The following is a 19070-nucleotide window of genomic DNA, read 5'->3' on the forward strand; positions in this document are numbered from 1 at the left end:
GACTGCTGTGAATGTACATACTATACTGCTGCTTATAAAAGTTCTCTATATCAAAATGTAATGCACTTCTGGTTCAGTAGCTTCATGAATTGATCCAGCGCACTGCTGACATACCGATCCTCGCCGCGGACAAAGGTTGTCGTGGTATGGGTAAAACGATCTGCCAGATCAAATACGGAGAATTCATCCGGTTTCTTGTGAATAACATTGCACGGCATAATGGTAAAAGCAATTCCAGACTCCACACAGCTGAGCAGGTTTTCCATCGTACTCACTTCGATGATATTACGTGCGGACAACCCTTCTTCCTGCAAAAATTCTTCGGTCATTTCACGATACGGACAGCCCTCGGGGAAAACAACCCACGATACTTGGCACAGACTTTCGGGTGGTGTATCCATCTGCTTGGAGATGATATGAACGGCGTCCTGCATCTCGTATTCCACCTTCAAACCTTTTTTCACACAAGCCCCGCTGATAAAAGCACCATCAATCTCATCGTCCTGTATTTTCTTGCGCAGTACTTTGGGTGAAGTGGCGTTAACGAGTGAGATGGACACCTTCGGGTAAGTTATCTGATATTCATTCAGGATCTCCATAAAGCGGCTGGATGCCGCCGTTTCCACAATGCCGATTTTCAGCGTGCCAGAAGGCTCACCGGGATCGGTCATATCCTGCTTTAGATCATGTAAAAGGTTGTGAATCTGTGTGGCGTACTGGACGAACTGTTCTCCTTTGGAGGTCAGTACAACGCCTTTGGGAAATCGGTTGAACAACTGGATTTGATATTCCTGCTCCAGTTTTTTGATACGTGTAGTGACATTGGATTGTGCGTAATTCAGTTCTTTGGCGGCCTGTGAGATTTTGCCTGAACGTGCCACCGCGAGAACAATATCGATATCGGAAAGTTCCATGCTGTCCCCTCCTGAACGTTGATTAACTTCAATTGCTTCCGCAGATGCTAATGTTAGGTATCTCTCTAAGAGATACAACTATATATTTCAATCATTTTACGATATATCGGAGCCGCCGTACAATATCCTTAATGACAAAGAGAGTAGGGATATGACATGGATAACACGAATACACGTTCAACATTATTAAGCCCGGTAACGATTCATCAGTGGCAATTAAGGAACCGAATTGTGATGGCACCGTTGACCCGGGGATTTGCTGATGATCGGGAGGGGACCGTGACGGATGAGATGGTGGCGTATTATGGGCAGCGTGCGCGAGATGGTGTGGGACTGATCATTACCGAGGGCATTAACCCGAATCTGGCAGGCAAAGGCACTTACGGCATCCCCGGTTTATATACAGATGAACAGACGACTTCTTGGAAAAGGGTAACGGATGCTGTCCACAGACATGGCGGCACCATTATTGCTCAACTATGGCATGTCGGCAGGTTGTCCCACTCCGATCTGATCGGAACCTCTCCAGTGGCACCTTCCAGCCTTGCGGCAGAGGGAAGAGTGCATAAGCTACATAAGCCGTATCAGGTTCCTCAAGCGATGAGTACACAGGATATAGCGGATACAATTCAGCATTTTCAGACGGCCGCCCGCAATGTGGTTCTGGCAGGGTTCGACGGGATCGAGCTGCATGCTGCGCTTGGGTATCTGATCGACCAGTTTATCAATGAGAAGACCAACCACAGAACAGACAAATACGGAGGAGACACAGCGGGCAGATTGCGGTTCTTGCGGGATATTATTGTGGCTGTGAAAAAAGAGATCCCTGTGGATCGCATATCGGTACGATTTTCAGAGAAAAAGGATGATGATGCATCCTATGCTTGGGTAGACAAAGCTGGAATGATCGATGCATATCTGAACTTGTTCCGTGAGACGGGAATTACGATCTTGCATCCCTCAACAGACCAATATACAAAAGCGTGGGAAGAGGAGCAGTCCTTTCACGAACGGATTCGAAGTCAGTGGGATGGAATCATCATTGGTGTGGGGGATTTGGATGTTCAGACCGCAGAGCACGCGATTGGTAAGGGAAGCATAGATCTGGCTGCGTTCGGCAGACCGTTTATCTCTAACCCTGATCTGGTGCGTAAATTGAATGCTGTTGAGCGATTGGTCGAGTATGATGCTGCTAAGCATCTGCCTGTTTTGGTGTGAAAATAAAGTGAAAAAAAGGGCAGAATAGGCTGCCCTGAGGTTCAGATACTTTTTGAGTGATCCAGCGGTTTCATTTCGTTTCTTCTTGTTGAGCTTTTTTCGATATACCAGAGAATGATCATAGACAACGCATAGAACAGACTGACAGCCAGAATAATGATCCATACACTTTCCATGTCCATGCTTTTGATGAAAATGCCTGTCAAATATGGGCTAAGTGTATAACCCAGGCAACCTACGAATAACAGCAAGCCATTAAACCGCCCCTGATGTGTGTCGGGTACACGCGAAGCAATATACAGATTGATATTGGTCTGCACGAGAATCTCTCCAATGGTCCACAGCACCGTGGATAAGGCGACGATGGAAAAGTGGGGGAAGGTTCCGAGCAGGTTCAAGGCTCCAAATCCGATTCCATAGAAGAGTGCGCCTGTAGCTATCGAGTTTAGGGCAGTTAATTTGCGTGTAGCGGACAGGATCACGGTGGTAAGAATAATGACGCTAATGGCATTGATGGTCATGACAGAGCCGTAATATGCTGCTCCGTTCTCGCCAAATGAGTGATTCATCTGGAGTGGGAGGCTGAATGAGTATTGCATATAGATAAAATAGTTAAGAAATGACACAACGATGAAGAAGGCAACAAGTGGATTTTTCAGCAGTAGTCTGAATAACGGCGAAGGTGGTTGGCTCGATCGTTGTTGTTCTTGTTGTCCAGCATGTTCGCTGTTTGTTGATGCCAATTCCTTGCGTGTGCCGATCTTAACTTGGTTGATGATGATAAAGGTAGATATCAGAAACACGGTACCGATACTTATAAAGACAATGTTGACGTGATCCTTGATAAAAAAACCGGCGACCAGTGGTCCGATGGCTATACCCAGATTGGCCCCCAGATACATGAGGGAAAAGGCGGACTTTCGCTCTTTCTCCTCCGTGCACAGTTGAATAATCAGTGCATTATAAGCAGGCCGGGTAATACTGATGAAAAACATGACTGCAATCAGAAGATAACCAACGGTAAGGGTGCCTGACCAAAAAGAGCAGCTTATAATCAGGATGGCAGACAACAGTTGCCCGATGACAATAATTGTTTTTTTGCCCATAAGATCGCTTAAATAGCCGCCAAGAAGCACACCGGGTCCGCTAATCAGGGCTGCCATGGACACAAAGATCCCTGCATTGACCACATTCATGCCCATCTGTAACGTAAGCACCAAGGTAATCAGGGAGAATACAAAATCTCCCGTGCTGTTAATCGTTCTGGCTAAACAGAGATAATAGATATCGCGGCTCAGACCCGCGTACGTTTTGAATAACGACAATAATTCCAGCCCTCCCCAAGATAACCTTCACTCCAGACCAAAAACAGTGAGGTTCATCCGTACAACTTATACGGTTTCAGCAACTGTCACTTCAATCTTGAAGCGATCGTACATTTCCAGCAGGGTTTGACGCAATTCCTCGAACGAATCACCCTCCACGATAGCATACCCTGATCGGGTCATGGTATCGTTGACGTCCCCGGCGCGCTGCCCCACTTGATAGGATACATTGAACTCAATGATGCCAGGGATATCCGCATAATCCTCTATCCCGGATATGTGTTGAATTACCCCTGCGCGTGAAGGGAAGCAGATCATGCCTGTGAATTTATGGCTCGTCTCCTGTTGCTTAAATTCATATACTCCAACTTCCAGATCAGTGACGGCTTCGAAGAAATCAACGCCATGGGTGTTCTTGATGCAAGGAGGCATAACATGTGATCCCCCGATTCTTGCACCAATTTCTCCAAACACCACTTCTCCTTCTGGAGTCAGAAAAAGTTCGGCATGTGTTACGGATTGATTGATACCCAAGGCAGCAATGACCTGTTCATTGAGTTCTTTGATGTGATGGATAAAATCAGCTTCCGTGCCTTCAGGGAACGTAATACTGGCTGGAGGTTTCTGCTTCGTCGCAATATCCAGGCAGTTATACAGGTATTGGGAAACAGATGCAAATACAACTTTGCCCTTGGACACAATGGAATCACAATGAAACTCCGTACCGTGGATGAATTCCTCCAGCAAATCCCTTTGCTGTGCTTGTCTTGTATGGTGTAGATAATATACCAGTTCATCCATGCTGGACAATTTGAACGTATTGATACTTCCATATCCGCTGAGTGGCTTCACAATAATCGGAAACCCGTGTACAGCAGTGAAACGAATATAGTCCTGTTCATGTAGAGCAATGGCAATTTCGGATGTCCGAATTCCGCGTTGATGCAGCATTTGTTTCATGATCCATTTGTTGCGAACAGCCTCAGCCTGATTGCGTTGCATACCGGGGATCCCGAACTCGGAACGGAGCTGACCACCGATCTCAATCGAATTCTCACCCGGCGTTAACAAAGCAGAGATGGAATGGGATTCTCGGATCTGCATCATATGCTCCCTGATGGCATCTACGGACTCCAGATGATCGACATATCTAATTTCATCAAAGAAGTCCCTGAGGACCTCATCATGATGCAAATTATGCCGTTCAATAATCAGAATTTTCTTGTGATCAGCCAATTTCTGCAAAGGTTTAACGAAGTTTAATCCAGTTGGAAGCCTGAAATCAGATATGTATACAATGGTTTTCATACGTTCTCGTATATCCCCTTTCAACAAAATACTAAAAATAGTAAAAATTCATTTCATAACATTATAGCTCAATATTTTCCATTTTGAATACACCTTTTGGTTAAAAATATGAACCAAAATACATATTTATGTTGCGTTAAAGTGTTAATTGACAATAGGAAATTTTTGGTATACGATCTTTAGCGGATTAGAAATAAAAAGGAGGAAATAGAAATAAATGGAGATTGTTAAAGAGAAATATGCCATACTGGGAACACTGGGAGACGATGAAGGATTCCTCACTTGCAGCATGCATATCGCGAAGAAGCTAGGCAACTCGGAACGTATCAAGCCATACCCTGAATTTGAAGCGGCTGCGGAAGACTTGAGATCAGGGATCATATCCTGCTTGCTAGTCCCCGGGGCGTATCCCAAGCTCAACAGCTTCATCATGGATTCTGAACTAGCGGTGTCTGAGAGCTTTGTGGAGAAAATTCCTGCGCTGGTTCTATCCGGCTTCCATGCGGTATGTCCCGATCAGATCGATATTATCTATCATCATCCAGCAACCACATACTTGTTATCTGAACTTGATACAACCTATAGAGAGAACAGCACCGTATCGTCCAACCCTGAAGCTTGCAGGAAGGTCATGCACAACACGGAGAAGTCCATTGCGCTCACGAATCAGCTATGCGCTGATCATTACGGGCTTGTGACCTACAAAGTATTGCGCGAGGGAATCAATATGCCATGGGTATGTTTTACACAAAATACACAGAGGGTGAATACAGTCATATGAAAAGAATTGCTATTATACTAGATAAAAATCTGGAACCTGGCGCCGCCGCTAATGTGGCTGCCCTGTTAATGGGACAAGCATCGCTGAATGAGCCGGAGTTATATTCTGATCAACCTGTGCTGGATCATAGCGGCGTTCAGCATGCCGGCATCCGATATAGCACTGTCATTCTGAAGGCCGGCGAGAATCAACTGATCAATCTGGCCAAACTCTGCTCAGATGACAGCGGGGGACTGAGCCATGTTGTTTTTTCACAGACAGGCCAGTCGCTCAACAATGCCTTTGAACAATATGCAGTTGAGATTGCTTCGATGGAATTGGAAGCTACCAAAGTGGTAGGTGTCATTGTATGGGGCGAGGATGATCAAGTTAGGGCAGCGACCAAAAAATTCAGTGTCATGAAATAAGGGAAAAGGGCAGAAGCGGATCTTTAGAGATCACTCTGCCCTTCTTTATATATGAAAGAATTGTTATAGAGGTTGTTCTCGGTACTGAAAACCGCCCTTTTTGAACACGCACTTATAGATGTTTGCTGACAACGGCTGCTTTCTTTTCCGTAAAGTAATACACCAAAGCGAGCAACGGCATGATTAGACCAATCAGCGTTGTGAGACTCCAGCCCCCGTTAGCATAAGACCAGCTTCCAAGAGATGAACCAATCGCACCGCCGACAAAAAAGATCGACATGAATATGCCATTCACACGTCCTCTCGCTTCACTTCCTAAGGAGTAGATAATGCGTTGACCCAGCACCAGATTTCCCGAGACAGCCATATCCAGTGTGATCGCCACGATCACAAGCAGTATCAGTGCTAACGTGGAGTGGCTCTGGAACACATAAGCAAGACCGAACGAAGCAACAGCGATCACCATGGCAGCACCCGTCAGAATACGTGTTAGTCCGCGATCAGCCAGTCTCCCGGCAATGGGAGCGGCAATAGCACCTCCGACACCAGCCAGTGCGAACCAGGCAATGCCTTGCTGTGACATGTCAAAATCGTTAGCGAGTCTGAGCGGAACCGTGGTCCAGAACAAGCTGAAAGCACCAAAGAGACTGGCCTGATAGAACGCCCGGCGGCGCAGCAGCGGCATCGTTCTGAACAGTGTGCCCAAGGACACGATTAATTGCCCGTATTTCAAGGTGGGTTCAGGCTGGCGAGCAGGAAGAGCACGTGATAGGAGCAACATGAGAAGTGTTATGACAATGGCGGAGAATACAAAGACCGTCTGCCATCCGAAGAGGCTGGTGATAAAGCTTGCGACAGGACGAGCCAGCATGATGCCCAGCAACAGACCACTCATTACATTACCGACAACCCGTCCGCGCTGTTCCTCGGAAGTAAGATATGTCGCATAGGGCACAAGAATTTGAGCGACAACAGAACCTATCCCAATGAACAGAGAGGCAGTCAGAAATACAACAGCAGTGGGCGAGAAAGCCGCAGCAATCAGGGCAACAACCAGTACGATGAGGAAAAGAACGACCAGGCGTCGATTCTCGGTAATGTCACTGAGCGGCACGATAAACAGCAAACCAATGACATAACCAATCTGAGTCAACGTTACGATCAATCCGGCAGCGGCAGAAGACAGACCCGTTGTCATGCTGATCGGACCGATAACGGTCTGAGCATAATACAGGTTTGCCACGATCAATCCACAAGCTGATGCCAGCAAAAAAATAATCCAGGTGGGTACAGGTGCCTTCTTCACTTGTTGTCTCATATCCATCATAATCATCCTCCACAGTTCTAAATTGGTATTCCCAATAAACAGGCGATATTTAAAAACGTTAATTACTAAACGGTGTGTACACTAATTACTAATATATAATAAACTAAACGTATAGTATTGTAAATAGGCTCTACATATTTTAATGAGAATATAAATGAGGATGAAAAGGTAAGCGTAGGATGGAATTGTGTGCACTCATGGCAGTTTAGTATAATGAACGTATCGTTTTCATGAAAAATACTGATGATTAAATATATTTTATACATCCAGGAGGGCTCAAGATGACTGCCAAAAGAGGACGTCCACGTAACATGGAAACCCAGAATGCCATTCTTACAGCATCGTATGAGTTGTTGTTGGAGCACGGATTCGGGGTGGTTACAATCGAGAAGATTGCTGAACGTGCACAGGTGAGCAAAGCCACTATCTATAAATGGTGGCCGAATAAAGGCGCTGTCATTATGGACGGATATATGTCTGCTGCAACGGCAAAATTGCCAGTGCCGGATACAGGCTCGGTATTGGAGGATATACGCATACATGCGAGTAATCTGGTTCGTTTTTTGACCAGTCGTGAAGGTAAGGTGATTACACAGATTATTGGAGAAGGGCAGTCGGATGAAGGGCTTGCCGAAGAATACCGTACAAGATACATCCAACCGCGTCGGCGTGAAGCTCGGGGGATTCTGGAGAAGGGTGTGGAGCGCGGCGAATTAAAGAGTGGGACGGACATTGGATTATACATTGATCTGATCTATGGGCCGGTGTTCTATCGTATGTTAGTGACGGGGGAAGCGATGGATGATTCCTATGTAGAGGTGTTGCTAAATTCCCTGTTTGGAGGCATTCAGTCCAAGTAGATGTAGGGAGAGCGACAATACCGATGAGAGGAAGAGAAAGAGGGAGGGGGAAGAGGGCAATTCGTAGGAATCACCCTGGAAGGAACATTTGTGTATTGTACGTGGGAGATAGTTAGACCTGGAATATAGGTGAGATGGCTGTGGGCCATGAGTCTGTAGCGTTGGAGGAAAGGGAGGATGAGTGCTCTCTTAACATCGGGGGTGCGTTCCATATCGGACTTGGCAGTTCGCGGCGTAATACAGGGGCGACTTCCTTGGCAAAACGCTCCACTTGCTCCAACTGCTCGCTATGCGTCAGTCCATCTACGCTGATACTCAGCACCTGATGTCCGTAAGCGGCATGATAGTCCAGAATTTTCTCAATGACCTGCTCCGGACTGCCGATTAACGCAGGGCCTCGTGCAATGTTATCCTCCAGATCGCTGAAGGGCGACTGGTTATGCTGTGCGGCGGCGGTGGCATGGAACGCTTCATAATATGGCTTATATCGGCGAATGGCTTCTTCGCCCGTATCCGCAAGATAGAGGCTGCCGGCACCAGAGCCAATCACTGCCTGCTGCGGATCATGACCATAATAATCCAGGCGTTCCCGATAATGATCAATTAACGCTTTATATTTGGCCTGAGGATGAAAAGAATTCGACGTGAAGAGTGGCTCGCCATATTTGGCAGCGAGTTCCGTCGAGACCGTGCTGGACGCGCTACCATGCCAGATTGGGATGGATTGCTGAAGCGGCCTGGGCCACGTGGTCACTCCATCAAGCGGAGGGCGATACGTTCCCTGCCAGGTTACATTCTCTTCAGACCACAGCCGTCTTAGCAGATGGTAGCGTTCATCGAGTGAGTCCCATTGTTCCTCTTCGCTTATGCCAAACAGCGGATAGTGCCGAGGGTCATTGCCTTTCCCGATGATCATCTCCAGCCGTCCGCCCGATAATTGATCCAACGTGGCATAATCCTCGGCAACCCGGACTGGATCAAGTATACTAAGAACAGTGACGGTGGTTAGTAACCGAATGCGTGTGGTTGCTGCGGCTATTGCGGTTAATACGACAGGTGGCGAGGAAGATAGAAAAGGCGCACCGTGTCGTTCACCGATTCCATAAGCATCAAAACCCAGTCGTTCAGCCAGCTTTGCTTGCTCTAATATATTGTGGAATTTCTGCTGAGTCGTCAGAGCTTCCCCGGTTACGGCATTAGGCAGATTCATCATGAGACTAAACAAGGCAAATTTCATCTGACCTTCTCCTCGAACTGAATTGATAATATCTGTGTCGTATAATCCTATTGAAATAGTAGGATATGTAAGTTGGATTAAATGTATCACGTTCTCACGGATTCTTCTAATGGATTTTTTCTATAAGCAGGAACAGCGAGGCCTCCTTGCATAAATGTGAAGGGAATTGCCACGATTTTTATTGACCGCTGTAAAATTTAGGATTAATATTGTGCTTATCATATAAATTCAAAATTATGGATTTTCATTGTGGAGGTGGGATACATGGAACCTACAACTACGATACGCTCATATATTGAGGACTACATCAGGAAACAGGGGTACACCCTGCAGTATTTTGCCGATATATCGGGAGTTAACGCTGGAACGCTTAGCGCAATTATTAAGGGGACTCGGCCCATCGCTATGGCGCAACTGGATCTGATTACCCAAGGCATGAAGCTGGAAGAGGGGTATTTCTACGAGATTTATGGGGCTGAATGTTTCGTGGAATCGGCACCTCATTGGAGGAGACTGGAACCATTCCTGCAACGCTGTGCTGAATTGGACAAGCTGGAATGTATTCATAAGGTTATCCAGGAAGTGACGGATGACCGCTCGTATATCTCGGAATTGTTCGAGATGGCGGAAGGCATGCTTGAACGTGGACAGACGAAGGCTGCACGGATGTTGTACGAATGTGTGGCGGAGTGTGAGAAATACCAACATTCGGAACGTCTGGCTCTGTGCCAGTATCGTATCTTCACCCTCTCGCTTGGTCAGAATCAACATGATAACCTGCGGGCCGCTGTGCACTTTGAACCGTATATTAATCGGTTGGATGAGGAACGACAACTGGATGCGATTAAGGATTTGGCGAATACGTATCTGGCTTTAAGGTATTGGGACAAGGTATTTGATTTGGCAGAAGAGTTAGATCAGAAAACTAAAATTTTGCAGTCATATACAAAGAAAAAAATAGACAAAAGTGATAGACTCACCTCCTATCCTTTGTTCGTATATAGAGCTTATTCCAACTTGCTTAAATCATCGGCATGTGAGGGGCAGGGGCGTTATGACGAGGCATTAGTCTACACAGAGATCTATGCCAAACTCGCTAATGTCTCTGAACCGGATGAAGAAGATCAGATTTTCATTGATAAATTTGCTGGATGGACGGAAGCCAATACTTATTTATATAAATTAATGATGGGTGAACACAGTGTATTACCTGCTTACTTGGAATTTATCGAGAAAAATGAAGAAGAAATTTTACCTGCAATCATTAATATTTTGGAGGCAGCTAATAAGTTTGATCAAAATATTGATGATATTTTGTATAAATTCAGGGATCAAATTAACTCGGAAATTAAACGTTTAAAAGGCTACACTGAGCAGATGAAAAATGAGATTTGTGTTGCATTCTTGTTAGAACTTTCTCTCTATCACTTGAATCGCCATGAATATCGAGAGGGTTTGAAGCAGCTTATGCACTGTCTGAGAGAATCTGTACGATTTAACAATCAAACAGCTATCATTCATTGTATTTCCCTATATGAGAAGTACAAAAACATGGGTACCACTGAAATCGAGCACCAATACAAAACTATAATGATGGAGGTTCAGAAATCTTATGAAAAAAAAGAAAATCTTCTATGTAATCTTGCTTAGCTTTATGATTATTAATATCAGTCAATTAGGTAATTTTGATATCGATGCACCTTTACAAATACTGAATTATCCGCATGGTGCAGGAAGATTATAACAGAAAAGATATATTAAATTTTTCAAAAAGGTTTACTTTCAAGTAACGAGAGTAAGCTTTTTTGTATTTTCATAGATTGACCAATGTAAAATACAGGATTAAAATAACATTTATTATATGTTATTGAATTATAAGTGATTTAGGTGGCGGAGGTGTGATAGTGGAATTGGTTCCTACAATAAGAGTACATATTGAGAGATTTATGAGAGAACAAAATCTCAAGTTGCAGCATTTTTCCGATATTACAGGAATTAATGTTGGGACTTTAAGTGCCATTCTTAAAGGTAGCAGACCGATGTCTATGAACCAACTGAATCAAATTACTTCTGTAATGGGATTAGAAAAAGGTTATTTTTATGAGAGTTATGGGGTAGAGTCCTTCATTGAATCTGCGCCTCACTGGAGACGTATGGAACCATACCTATACGAGTGTGCTGAACTTGGTAAGCTGGATTGTATACAACAAGTTATTACTCATGTGACGGATGATCGATCCTATATAGAAGAGTTATTTGATGTAGCTGAGAGCTTTTTTGCTAGAGGATTAAAAGAAGCAGCTCTTATTCTGTATGAATGTGTGGCAGACTGTGAGAAATATCAACACTCGGAGCGGCTGGCCCTTTGTCAGTACCGTATTTTCCTGCTTCATAAAACACTGAATAAACTCATTAACATGAACGCCGCAGTAAAGTTTGAATCCTATATTGATAAATTGAATGAGGAAATGCAACTGGATGCGCTTAAAGATTTAGCTAACCTGTATAGCACAATGAATCTGTGGGATAAGGTTTTTGAGTTGGCTGAGGAGTCGATACGAAGAACTGACTTACAAATTCATTTTCAATCCTTAAGAAGGAAAAGGAAACCTAGAGTTGCTTTTTATCCTCTTTTCACTTATAAAGCTTATGCCATTCTGCACAAGGCACATGTATCTGGAGAATGTAGGCAATATATAGAAGCTTTAGAGTACACAGATATTTATGAGGATATAGTGAACAATGTTAAAGATCCAACTGGAGAAGAACAAGAACTAATAGGACTGTTCAAGGGTTGGGCGGAGGGAAATCGATATTTGTACAAGATACTATCAGGTGATTTTGAGGTCCTGAATAATTATCTAGATTACCTAGATGCTAATCATGAGGAAATCTCAACAGCATTCGTATATATTATACAAGCTGCCAATCAGTACTCTTACAATATTGACTACACACTGAATAGATTCAAAAATCAGATAAACGAGATTAGAACAAAGAAATATGTAAAAGTAAAAAGAGCATATAACGAACAGGCATCAAATTTTAGATATATACGCTTATTCTACGAACTAGCAAAGTACAGATTAAGTCAAAGTCAGATTGAACAGGGAATAGGACATTTAATTACAAGTTTAGAACGTTCTTCTTTATGTAATGAAGATCTTATGTGTATCAAATGCATTGATTTGTACGGAAAATACAGAAATCACGCTAGTAAGACCCAGGAAGAGCAGTATACAAAACTAATAGATAAGTTAAGTGTACCAACTTTTCGATAGTAAAACATCTGGGGAAGGACGATGAAGACAATGTCCAATATACGTTCCTATATTGAAAGTCACTTGAAGAATAAGGGATATAAACTACAGCAATTTTCAGAAATCGCTGACATTAATGTTGGTACATTAAGTGCGATCATCAAAGGAACCAGGCTTATTTCAATGAACCAACTAGATCAAATTACATCTGTAATGGGTTTAGAACAGGGTTACTTTTATGAAATGTATGGAGTTGAATGTTTTATTGAATCTGCGCCCCACTGGAGGCGATTAGAACCGTATTTATTTCGTTGTGCTGAACTTGGTAAGCTAGATATTATACAACAAGTCATTACTCATGTGACAGATGATCAATCCTATATTGATGAGTTGTTTGATGTGGCAGAGAGTCTCTATAGTAAAAGTATGAATGAATCTGCACTCATTTTATATGAGTGTGTGGCCGACAGTGAGAAGTATCAACATTCTGAACGGTTGGCCCTTTGCCAGTACCGTATCTTCCTGCTTCATAAAACACTGAGTAAATTTGATAATCTCAATGCAACAGTAAAGTTCGAACCGTATATTGATAAATTAAATGAAGAAGTGCAATTGGATGCAATTAAAGACTTGGCCAACGTGTATAATACGATACATTTGTGGGACAAGGTTGATGCATGGGCAAGGGAACTGGAACGGAAAGCAGAAATTCAATTAAAAATTCAATATCGTAGGCGGAAAAATAAAAGAAGGCTAACAGCCTATCCTCTTTTTACATATACAGCCTATGCAAACTTATTAATATCAAGCGTTTATGGTACCCGCAAGGAGTACGATAAGGCCATAAATTATCTGCAAAAATACATGGAGATAATTGAGATTGAGAATCCTACAGAAGAGGATCAAAATATAATAGATCTATTTAAGAAATGGGGAGAGGGGAATCAATATGTATTCCGAATAATGGTAGGTCAGGAGAGTGTGATTTCCCCTTATTTAGGATATTTAGAAAAAAATCCGGAAGAGATATTAACGGGTTTGCTAAATATTTTGGAAGCATCTAATCAGTATGGATTTAATATTGATCATGTTTTGAAAAAGTTTGAACATCCGATTAATTTGTTTAATACGGACGCTCATAATAAAGGTAGTTATACCGATCAAATGATAGACCATGGATATAGAGTTTTTTATTATGAATTGGCAAAATATCAAATAAATCAATATAATTATTCACTTGGAATTGATGCCTTACTTATTTGCTTAGATCTCTCTTCTTCAAGTAAAGATGATCTAATGTGCATTAAATGTTTAGATTTGTATGGGGAGTATAGGAGTGAAGCCAATGAAACACAGATCAGAAAGTACAAAAAAGTAATAGAAAAGTTAAGTTTACCGACTTTTTGATGATGAAATATCTGGGAAGGGACGGTGAAGAAAATGTCCAATATACGTTCCTATATTGAAAATCACATGAATAATAAGGGATACAAGCTACAACAATTCTCGGAAATTGTCGACATTAATGTGGGTACATTAAGTGCTATCGTCAAAGGAACAAGGCTTATTTCAATGAACCAACTAGACCAGATTACCTCTGCAATGGGTTTGGAACAGGGGTACTTTTATGATATGTATGGTGTGGAATGTTTTATTGAGTCAGCACCCCATTGGAGACGATTAGAACCGTTTATATACCGTTGTGCTGAGCTCGGTAAGCTGGATATTATTCAACAAGTCATTACTCATGTGACAGATGATCATTCATATATAGATGAGTTGTTTGAAGTAGCCGAAGATTTGTATAACAAAGGAATGAAGCAAGCAGCACTTATCTTGTATGAATGTGTGTCTGAATGCGAAAAATATCAGCACTCTGAACGCTTGGCTATGTGCCAGTATCGTATATTTCTGATTAGTATGGGTTCTGACCAAAAAGAAAACAGAGTAATTATTTCAAAGTTTGAACCTTTTATAGAGCGATTAGATCAGGACTATCAATTGGATGCAATTAAGGATTTGGCGAATGCTTACTGGGGGTTGCATGAGTGGAATAAAATGAAGGGTTTATCGCAAGAACTTGAGAGACGAGCTAACCTGGCTATGAAACAAACTAAAAAGCGTGTATCTAAATCTCAATATCCTTTCTTCGTATACAAAGCCTATGCCAACTTACTTTTTTCTAACTATTGTGATTATGCTAAAAATTACAAAGAAGCCTTAAAGTACACTGATATATATGAGAAAATCATTGAGAATGAAGCGAAAGTTGCAGATTATGAAGTTCTTCATAAATTTAGAGAATGGGCGAAATTCAACAAATGTTTGTATAAAGTCATGATGGGAAGAAAAGAGGTCATCCCTGAATACATCACTTACATTGAACATAGTGAAGAGGAAATTCTTCCTGCAATGGTCAAAATTCTTCAATCAGCAAATAGATATCAATATGATATAGATGAGGTCTTGATGAGATTTAAAGCTCGGATCGATGCTAAATTCAATGACGTACGTTCACAAGGAAGATATACTGTACAGAGTTGGTATTATCGAAGAGTGGTGCTATTCTACGAATTGGCCTTTTACTACTTTAACAAGAAGAGGTTTGAACTCGGAGCTACTTCTCTGTTAATAAGTTTAGAGATAAGTATTTTTGTCAAAGATGACGTTCTGATCTCAAAATGTGTAAATCTCTATGGGCAGTTTAAGGAGCATTTAACTAATCAAGATCATGATAATTATAAAATACTAATAGATAATATTTATATAGAAGCGAGTTTATAGTTTAGCCTACTGCAATCAGTAGGCTATTTTTTATTTTCGCTTCCTTGAAAAGATAGAGCGCAATGCCTTTTTCTAAAGAATTCTTTTTACAATATTATGCAAAACATAATATGTTCTTAAGAGAACTTTTCATCATGACCAAAACTAAACAACATACTTATTCTAAATGTTTTTCTAGAATGTCCTAGAGGGGTACATGCCATGAGAGAACTAAGTATCTTAAAAGACCAAATAGAGCAAGGTCGGCAAGAGTTGAGTCGCTTGGTAGATCAATATGGAATCCCGAATGTGAAAGTGCTTGAGCAGTCTATGGCGTTGGACGAGCTAATTAATGAATATAATCGATTTACTCTAGGAGTAAATATGAGGAAATGAACGATATGTTATTTAAGTTTAATTAAATAATTACACATGTTAATTTGTATAATTATTCAAATAAATAAAATATAATATTCTTTTGCAAAATATTATATTTTAAAAAAGGGATCAACATACTAGTTCATTTTTTGAAAAGGTTAAATGAATTTTTTATCTATATTAAATAAGGAGGTGAGCATATGGGAGCAAGTAAACCTGGTAAAGGTAGTAATAAATATCCCGATTTGACTAGCGGGGATTTCGGTGTTGGAGCAATCAGATTTCAAAACCCCCCAAATACAGGCGGGGGAACAGGGAACACCGGTAGCTGTGGTGTTAATGTAAGTTGTGTACTTTGCTGTTGTTGTGGCAAAGGTGGTGGAGCGGATAATGTACAAAAACAAATTGAACTATAGGACTTTTTTTGATTCCCAATAATTATATTGATTCGAGTGCGGCAATATGCGTATTTAGGATATTAGCCGCACTTGAAGTTTAAAGCGGAGGTGTCATATCACTTTGATTACAGAAGAGTACACTACGTATACATTGAATAACTTTGTTATCTATGAAATAAACTCAAATGAACTAGTTTTAATGCATAATTATGGGATAGTGAAAATAAAAGAAGCAAGATTAATAGAAGAAATTAAGAAATGGGATAACAATAATATTAAATCAGTCCATGAAGAAGAACTTATGGATGTTTTTCAAGAAGATTATTCAAATGCTATAGCATTTTTAGAGAATAATTACATCTTCATTACTAAAGAAGAGGTGAACTTCTCAATAGAAAAATGCGTTTTCTTAAGTAACAATGATGAAATACTTAAAGTGTCCCAAGAGTTTCTTTTTGAGAACCAAAATATGAAAAATTCAATTGTAAATCTTAATGAAGAATCGAATAGCACACTACTTTCAGAGAAGAATAGTAATACTTTATATGTAGTATTTATGAATCCTTACAGTAAAGAAATGGCCAATAAGATTACTTCACTTGTAAGAAAGAGTGAGAATTCAATTTTATTAATGAGTTACACGTATAACAACAATTTTTATATTGATTCTCTTTATAGCCCTCAAGCATCTAATCCATGTCATTTTTGCCACATAGGCCACATTGAATCGCAATTGCGTGTAGATTCTACTGGGAATATCTCTTATCAGCAAATTATCGATTCGATTTATAAAGATGAACCCAAATTCAAGGTTCATACTCCTCTAAACAAAAATAATATTTTGAATATACTCTCGTTATTAAGTAATAAAATAAGTAAATATTTCACCTTAGAAAATGGTAGAATAATCCATAATGAAGAGTTGCATGAATGTTCCGTATTTGATCTTCAAACGAATAATTACTATACAGATTATTCATTACATTGGGAGCTATGTGACTGCTATGAAAAATAAGTATGTTGGAAGTCTAGAACATAACACAGTGGAAAGGTCATTCACTGATTACATTTACGCTTCTTATATACCAAAGAAAGTTGAGAACTATATTCTTAAATTTCATCAAAGCAGTACTTTGCTAAAGTTGCCTGATTCCAAGCACCAATCCATCGATGATAACGTAATTCCATGGCTTGAATATGCGCAGTACACAGATATCACTCCTGATTATTACGAACAGAAAATTAATCTTAATACAAGCACAGAAGTGAATGTAATCGGAAGTTACAGATCATTTAACAAAGAGAGACTGTTCAATTTTGCAGAGTTATCCCAATTATTAAATGGTGCTTTTATAAGAGATAAACAAACGGGGTCTAAAAAATATGGTTCTGCTGGTGCTCTCTATCCCATAGTTCCGTTGGTACTCGTGTTCCAAGATCATGATACTTTGACAAGAGGAGTTTACGTATATGATGGGATAGAACAAACATTGTTAAAAATAACGTCTTGGGCCAAAGACGAAGCACTTCATATCAAGAAGTATGTCTGTCATGATGCAATAGATCTACCGGAAATTTGTATCGCATATGCAGCAGACTTACGCAGATCAATAATCAAATATCATATCAGAGGGTACAGACATGCTCTAATAGAGGTAGGAGCCATGAGCCAAGTGTTTAAAAATTCTCTCCATAAAATGAGTAAAGGTGTCGGAGAGGTAAGTTGGTCTGGATTCAATGATAACGAACTGACTAAGCGATGTGGTCTTAATGTGAGATTGTGTCCAATAGTGATGCTTCAATGGTTTGGATACACGGATTCAACAGGAAAATGAGGTCGATATCATGTTGTATTTATCAAATCCTCTTCACTTTAATATACCGGAGCAAAAATTTATTACTGACGACACATACACATCCTTCTCAAGAATTGGGAACTTTCTTAAAAATGGTTATATAGGGCCGGATAGTTCCACTGCAATAGATTTTAATAAGCAACAGTCTCTAATCAAAGCTTTTTCAGAAATGATCGAGAGAAGGGCAATATCTGCCGGGGGCATCCCTTTTGATGAGAAGAGTGTATATGCTATTAATATGGTTAATTCAAGTAGTGTACTTATTGATAAGAAATACTCAACGTATTCATTATCAGAAGAATTCCCAATTGATACTACCGGAACCTCTAGTCATATTTCGTCACAAAAAGCAATTGTTAGTTCTCTCCGAGAAATTATTGAAAAAAATGCCTTGTATCTATTTTGGTATGGTAAACAAGGCTCTAAAATTAAACTAGATGTATCTCTGATAAACAAACATAAAATTTTATCTGGATTAATGTATCAAAAAAATAAAGAAGTTCTTTTTTTTATCAATGAATATTTCTATCCCTTAAAGGTAGTATTTTGTTTTATTCTTCACAAAAATTTTGTGTGCTCTTCTGGGGTGGGTAGCTCTTTTTCCATTGAAGAGGCTATCCTTAAATCCACACAAGAAGCCGTTTTATTACAGTGGAAAGAAGAAAGTAATGAACTCGTTGCTATGTCACGCCAAGTGTTCAAGAAAAAATATGAAAATCAATCTGGGATTATTGATTACTTATCTGTAGGGTACGGAAGTATCTCAACTAGTGATTATGAAAAAACGATGAAAGAATTAACAATCTCCAATTTGTTAAATATACTTCCTCCTTGGGTGGCTGAAGTATATATGATTCCGCTAAAACAAACGGTAACTACAAAAATTAAATGTATAAAAATATACTCTCCTTATCTTTTTAATCATATTCCTTTAAAAGAGTACATTAACCTAAGAAACCCTATGAATGTAAATACGATAAATCTTAACGAGCAAAGCATGTTGAAAATACCTAACTGTATTGTAGTGTGATAGAGGGG

Annotated in this window: 18 protein-coding genes; 13 read left to right on the forward strand and 5 right to left on the reverse strand. The window is 40.6% G+C overall.

What is annotated here, in order from left to right:
- Positions 1–50: 50 nt before the first annotated feature.
- On the reverse strand, positions 51–914 hold the full coding sequence (locus MHI52_RS02050; RefSeq protein WP_405158346.1) for a LysR family transcriptional regulator: 864 nt from the start codon (positions 912–914) through the stop codon (positions 51–53).
- Between the two features lie 156 nt (positions 915–1070).
- Between MHI52_RS02050 and MHI52_RS02055 the strand changes: the two genes are divergently transcribed.
- Positions 1071–2132: an alkene reductase gene (locus MHI52_RS02055; protein WP_405158347.1), complete on the forward strand. Its 1062-nt coding sequence runs from the start codon at positions 1071–1073 to the stop codon at positions 2130–2132.
- 41 nt (positions 2133–2173) lie between these two features.
- On the opposite strand, the gene MHI52_RS02060 is transcribed toward MHI52_RS02055, so the two are convergent.
- Positions 2174–3457, reverse strand: coding sequence for an MFS transporter (locus tag MHI52_RS02060; RefSeq protein WP_405158348.1), 1284 nt, complete (start codon positions 3455–3457; stop codon positions 2174–2176).
- 66 nt (positions 3458–3523) lie between these two features.
- Positions 3524–4765, reverse strand: a complete 1242-nt coding sequence (locus MHI52_RS02065; protein ID WP_405158349.1) for an ATP-grasp domain-containing protein — start codon at positions 4763–4765, stop codon at positions 3524–3526.
- A 217-nt stretch (positions 4766–4982) separates the two neighbouring features.
- Between MHI52_RS02065 and MHI52_RS02070 the strand changes: the two genes are divergently transcribed.
- The gene (locus tag MHI52_RS02070; protein WP_036673091.1) at positions 4983–5546 is read left to right on the forward strand and encodes a hypothetical protein; all 564 of its coding nucleotides are present in this window, start codon (positions 4983–4985) and stop codon (positions 5544–5546) included.
- Positions 5543–5953 carry a DUF2000 family protein gene (locus MHI52_RS02075; protein ID WP_340983665.1) on the forward strand — a complete coding sequence of 137 codons (411 nt, stop codon included), beginning with the start codon at positions 5543–5545 and terminating at the stop codon, positions 5951–5953. The genes MHI52_RS02070 and MHI52_RS02075 overlap by 4 nt, the downstream gene beginning before the upstream one ends.
- A gap of 112 nt (positions 5954–6065) precedes the next feature.
- On the opposite strand, the gene MHI52_RS02080 is transcribed toward MHI52_RS02075, so the two are convergent.
- Positions 6066–7280, reverse strand: coding sequence for an MFS transporter (locus tag MHI52_RS02080; RefSeq protein ID WP_405158350.1), 1215 nt, complete (start codon positions 7278–7280; stop codon positions 6066–6068).
- A 281-nt stretch (positions 7281–7561) separates the two neighbouring features.
- On the opposite strand from MHI52_RS02080, the gene MHI52_RS02085 reads away from it, so the two are divergent.
- Positions 7562–8140, forward strand: coding sequence for a TetR/AcrR family transcriptional regulator (locus MHI52_RS02085; RefSeq protein WP_405158351.1), 579 nt, complete (start codon positions 7562–7564; stop codon positions 8138–8140).
- Between the two features lie 112 nt (positions 8141–8252).
- Here MHI52_RS02085 and MHI52_RS02090 read toward each other — a convergent pair whose 3' ends face one another.
- A complete protein-coding gene (locus MHI52_RS02090; protein ID WP_036616601.1) occupies positions 8253–9377 on the reverse strand; it encodes an LLM class flavin-dependent oxidoreductase in 1125 nt (374 codons plus the stop codon).
- Positions 9378–9641: 264 nt separating this feature from the next.
- Between MHI52_RS02090 and MHI52_RS02095 the strand changes: the two genes are divergently transcribed.
- The 9 genes from MHI52_RS02095 (at position 9642) to MHI52_RS02135 (ending at position 19062) form a co-directional block, all read left to right on the forward strand.
- The gene (locus tag MHI52_RS02095; protein ID WP_036673096.1) at positions 9642–11027 is read left to right on the forward strand and encodes a hypothetical protein; all 1386 of its coding nucleotides are present in this window, start codon (positions 9642–9644) and stop codon (positions 11025–11027) included.
- Between the two features lie 254 nt (positions 11028–11281).
- Entirely contained in the window at positions 11282–12658 is a 1377-nt protein-coding gene (locus tag MHI52_RS02100; RefSeq protein WP_036673097.1) for a helix-turn-helix transcriptional regulator, read from the forward strand.
- A 30-nt stretch (positions 12659–12688) separates the two neighbouring features.
- Positions 12689–14044: a helix-turn-helix transcriptional regulator gene (locus tag MHI52_RS02105; RefSeq protein ID WP_162163210.1), complete on the forward strand. Its 1356-nt coding sequence runs from the start codon at positions 12689–12691 to the stop codon at positions 14042–14044.
- A gap of 33 nt (positions 14045–14077) precedes the next feature.
- Entirely contained in the window at positions 14078–15421 is a 1344-nt protein-coding gene (locus MHI52_RS02110; RefSeq protein WP_162163211.1) for a helix-turn-helix transcriptional regulator, read from the forward strand.
- 201 nt (positions 15422–15622) lie between these two features.
- The gene (locus tag MHI52_RS02115; protein WP_084650459.1) at positions 15623–15796 is read left to right on the forward strand and encodes an aspartyl-phosphate phosphatase Spo0E family protein; all 174 of its coding nucleotides are present in this window, start codon (positions 15623–15625) and stop codon (positions 15794–15796) included.
- A 182-nt stretch (positions 15797–15978) separates the two neighbouring features.
- A complete protein-coding gene (locus MHI52_RS02120) occupies positions 15979–16194 on the forward strand; it encodes a hypothetical protein (protein ID WP_036673099.1) in 216 nt (71 codons plus the stop codon).
- A gap of 103 nt (positions 16195–16297) precedes the next feature.
- Positions 16298–17191, forward strand: a complete 894-nt coding sequence (locus MHI52_RS02125; protein WP_036673101.1) for an McbB family protein — start codon at positions 16298–16300, stop codon at positions 17189–17191.
- Entirely contained in the window at positions 17181–18011 is an 831-nt protein-coding gene (locus MHI52_RS02130; protein WP_036673102.1) for a SagB/ThcOx family dehydrogenase, read from the forward strand. Before MHI52_RS02125 ends, MHI52_RS02130 begins: the two co-directional genes overlap by 11 nt.
- A 10-nt stretch (positions 18012–18021) precedes the next feature.
- Entirely contained in the window at positions 18022–19062 is a 1041-nt protein-coding gene (locus MHI52_RS02135; protein WP_036673104.1) for a YcaO-like family protein, read from the forward strand.
- Positions 19063–19070: the final 8 nt, after the last annotated feature.

Source organism: Paenibacillus sp. FSL H8-0283, assembly GCF_045040675.1.
Lineage (GTDB): Bacteria > Bacillota > Bacilli > Paenibacillales > Paenibacillaceae > Paenibacillus > Paenibacillus amylolyticus.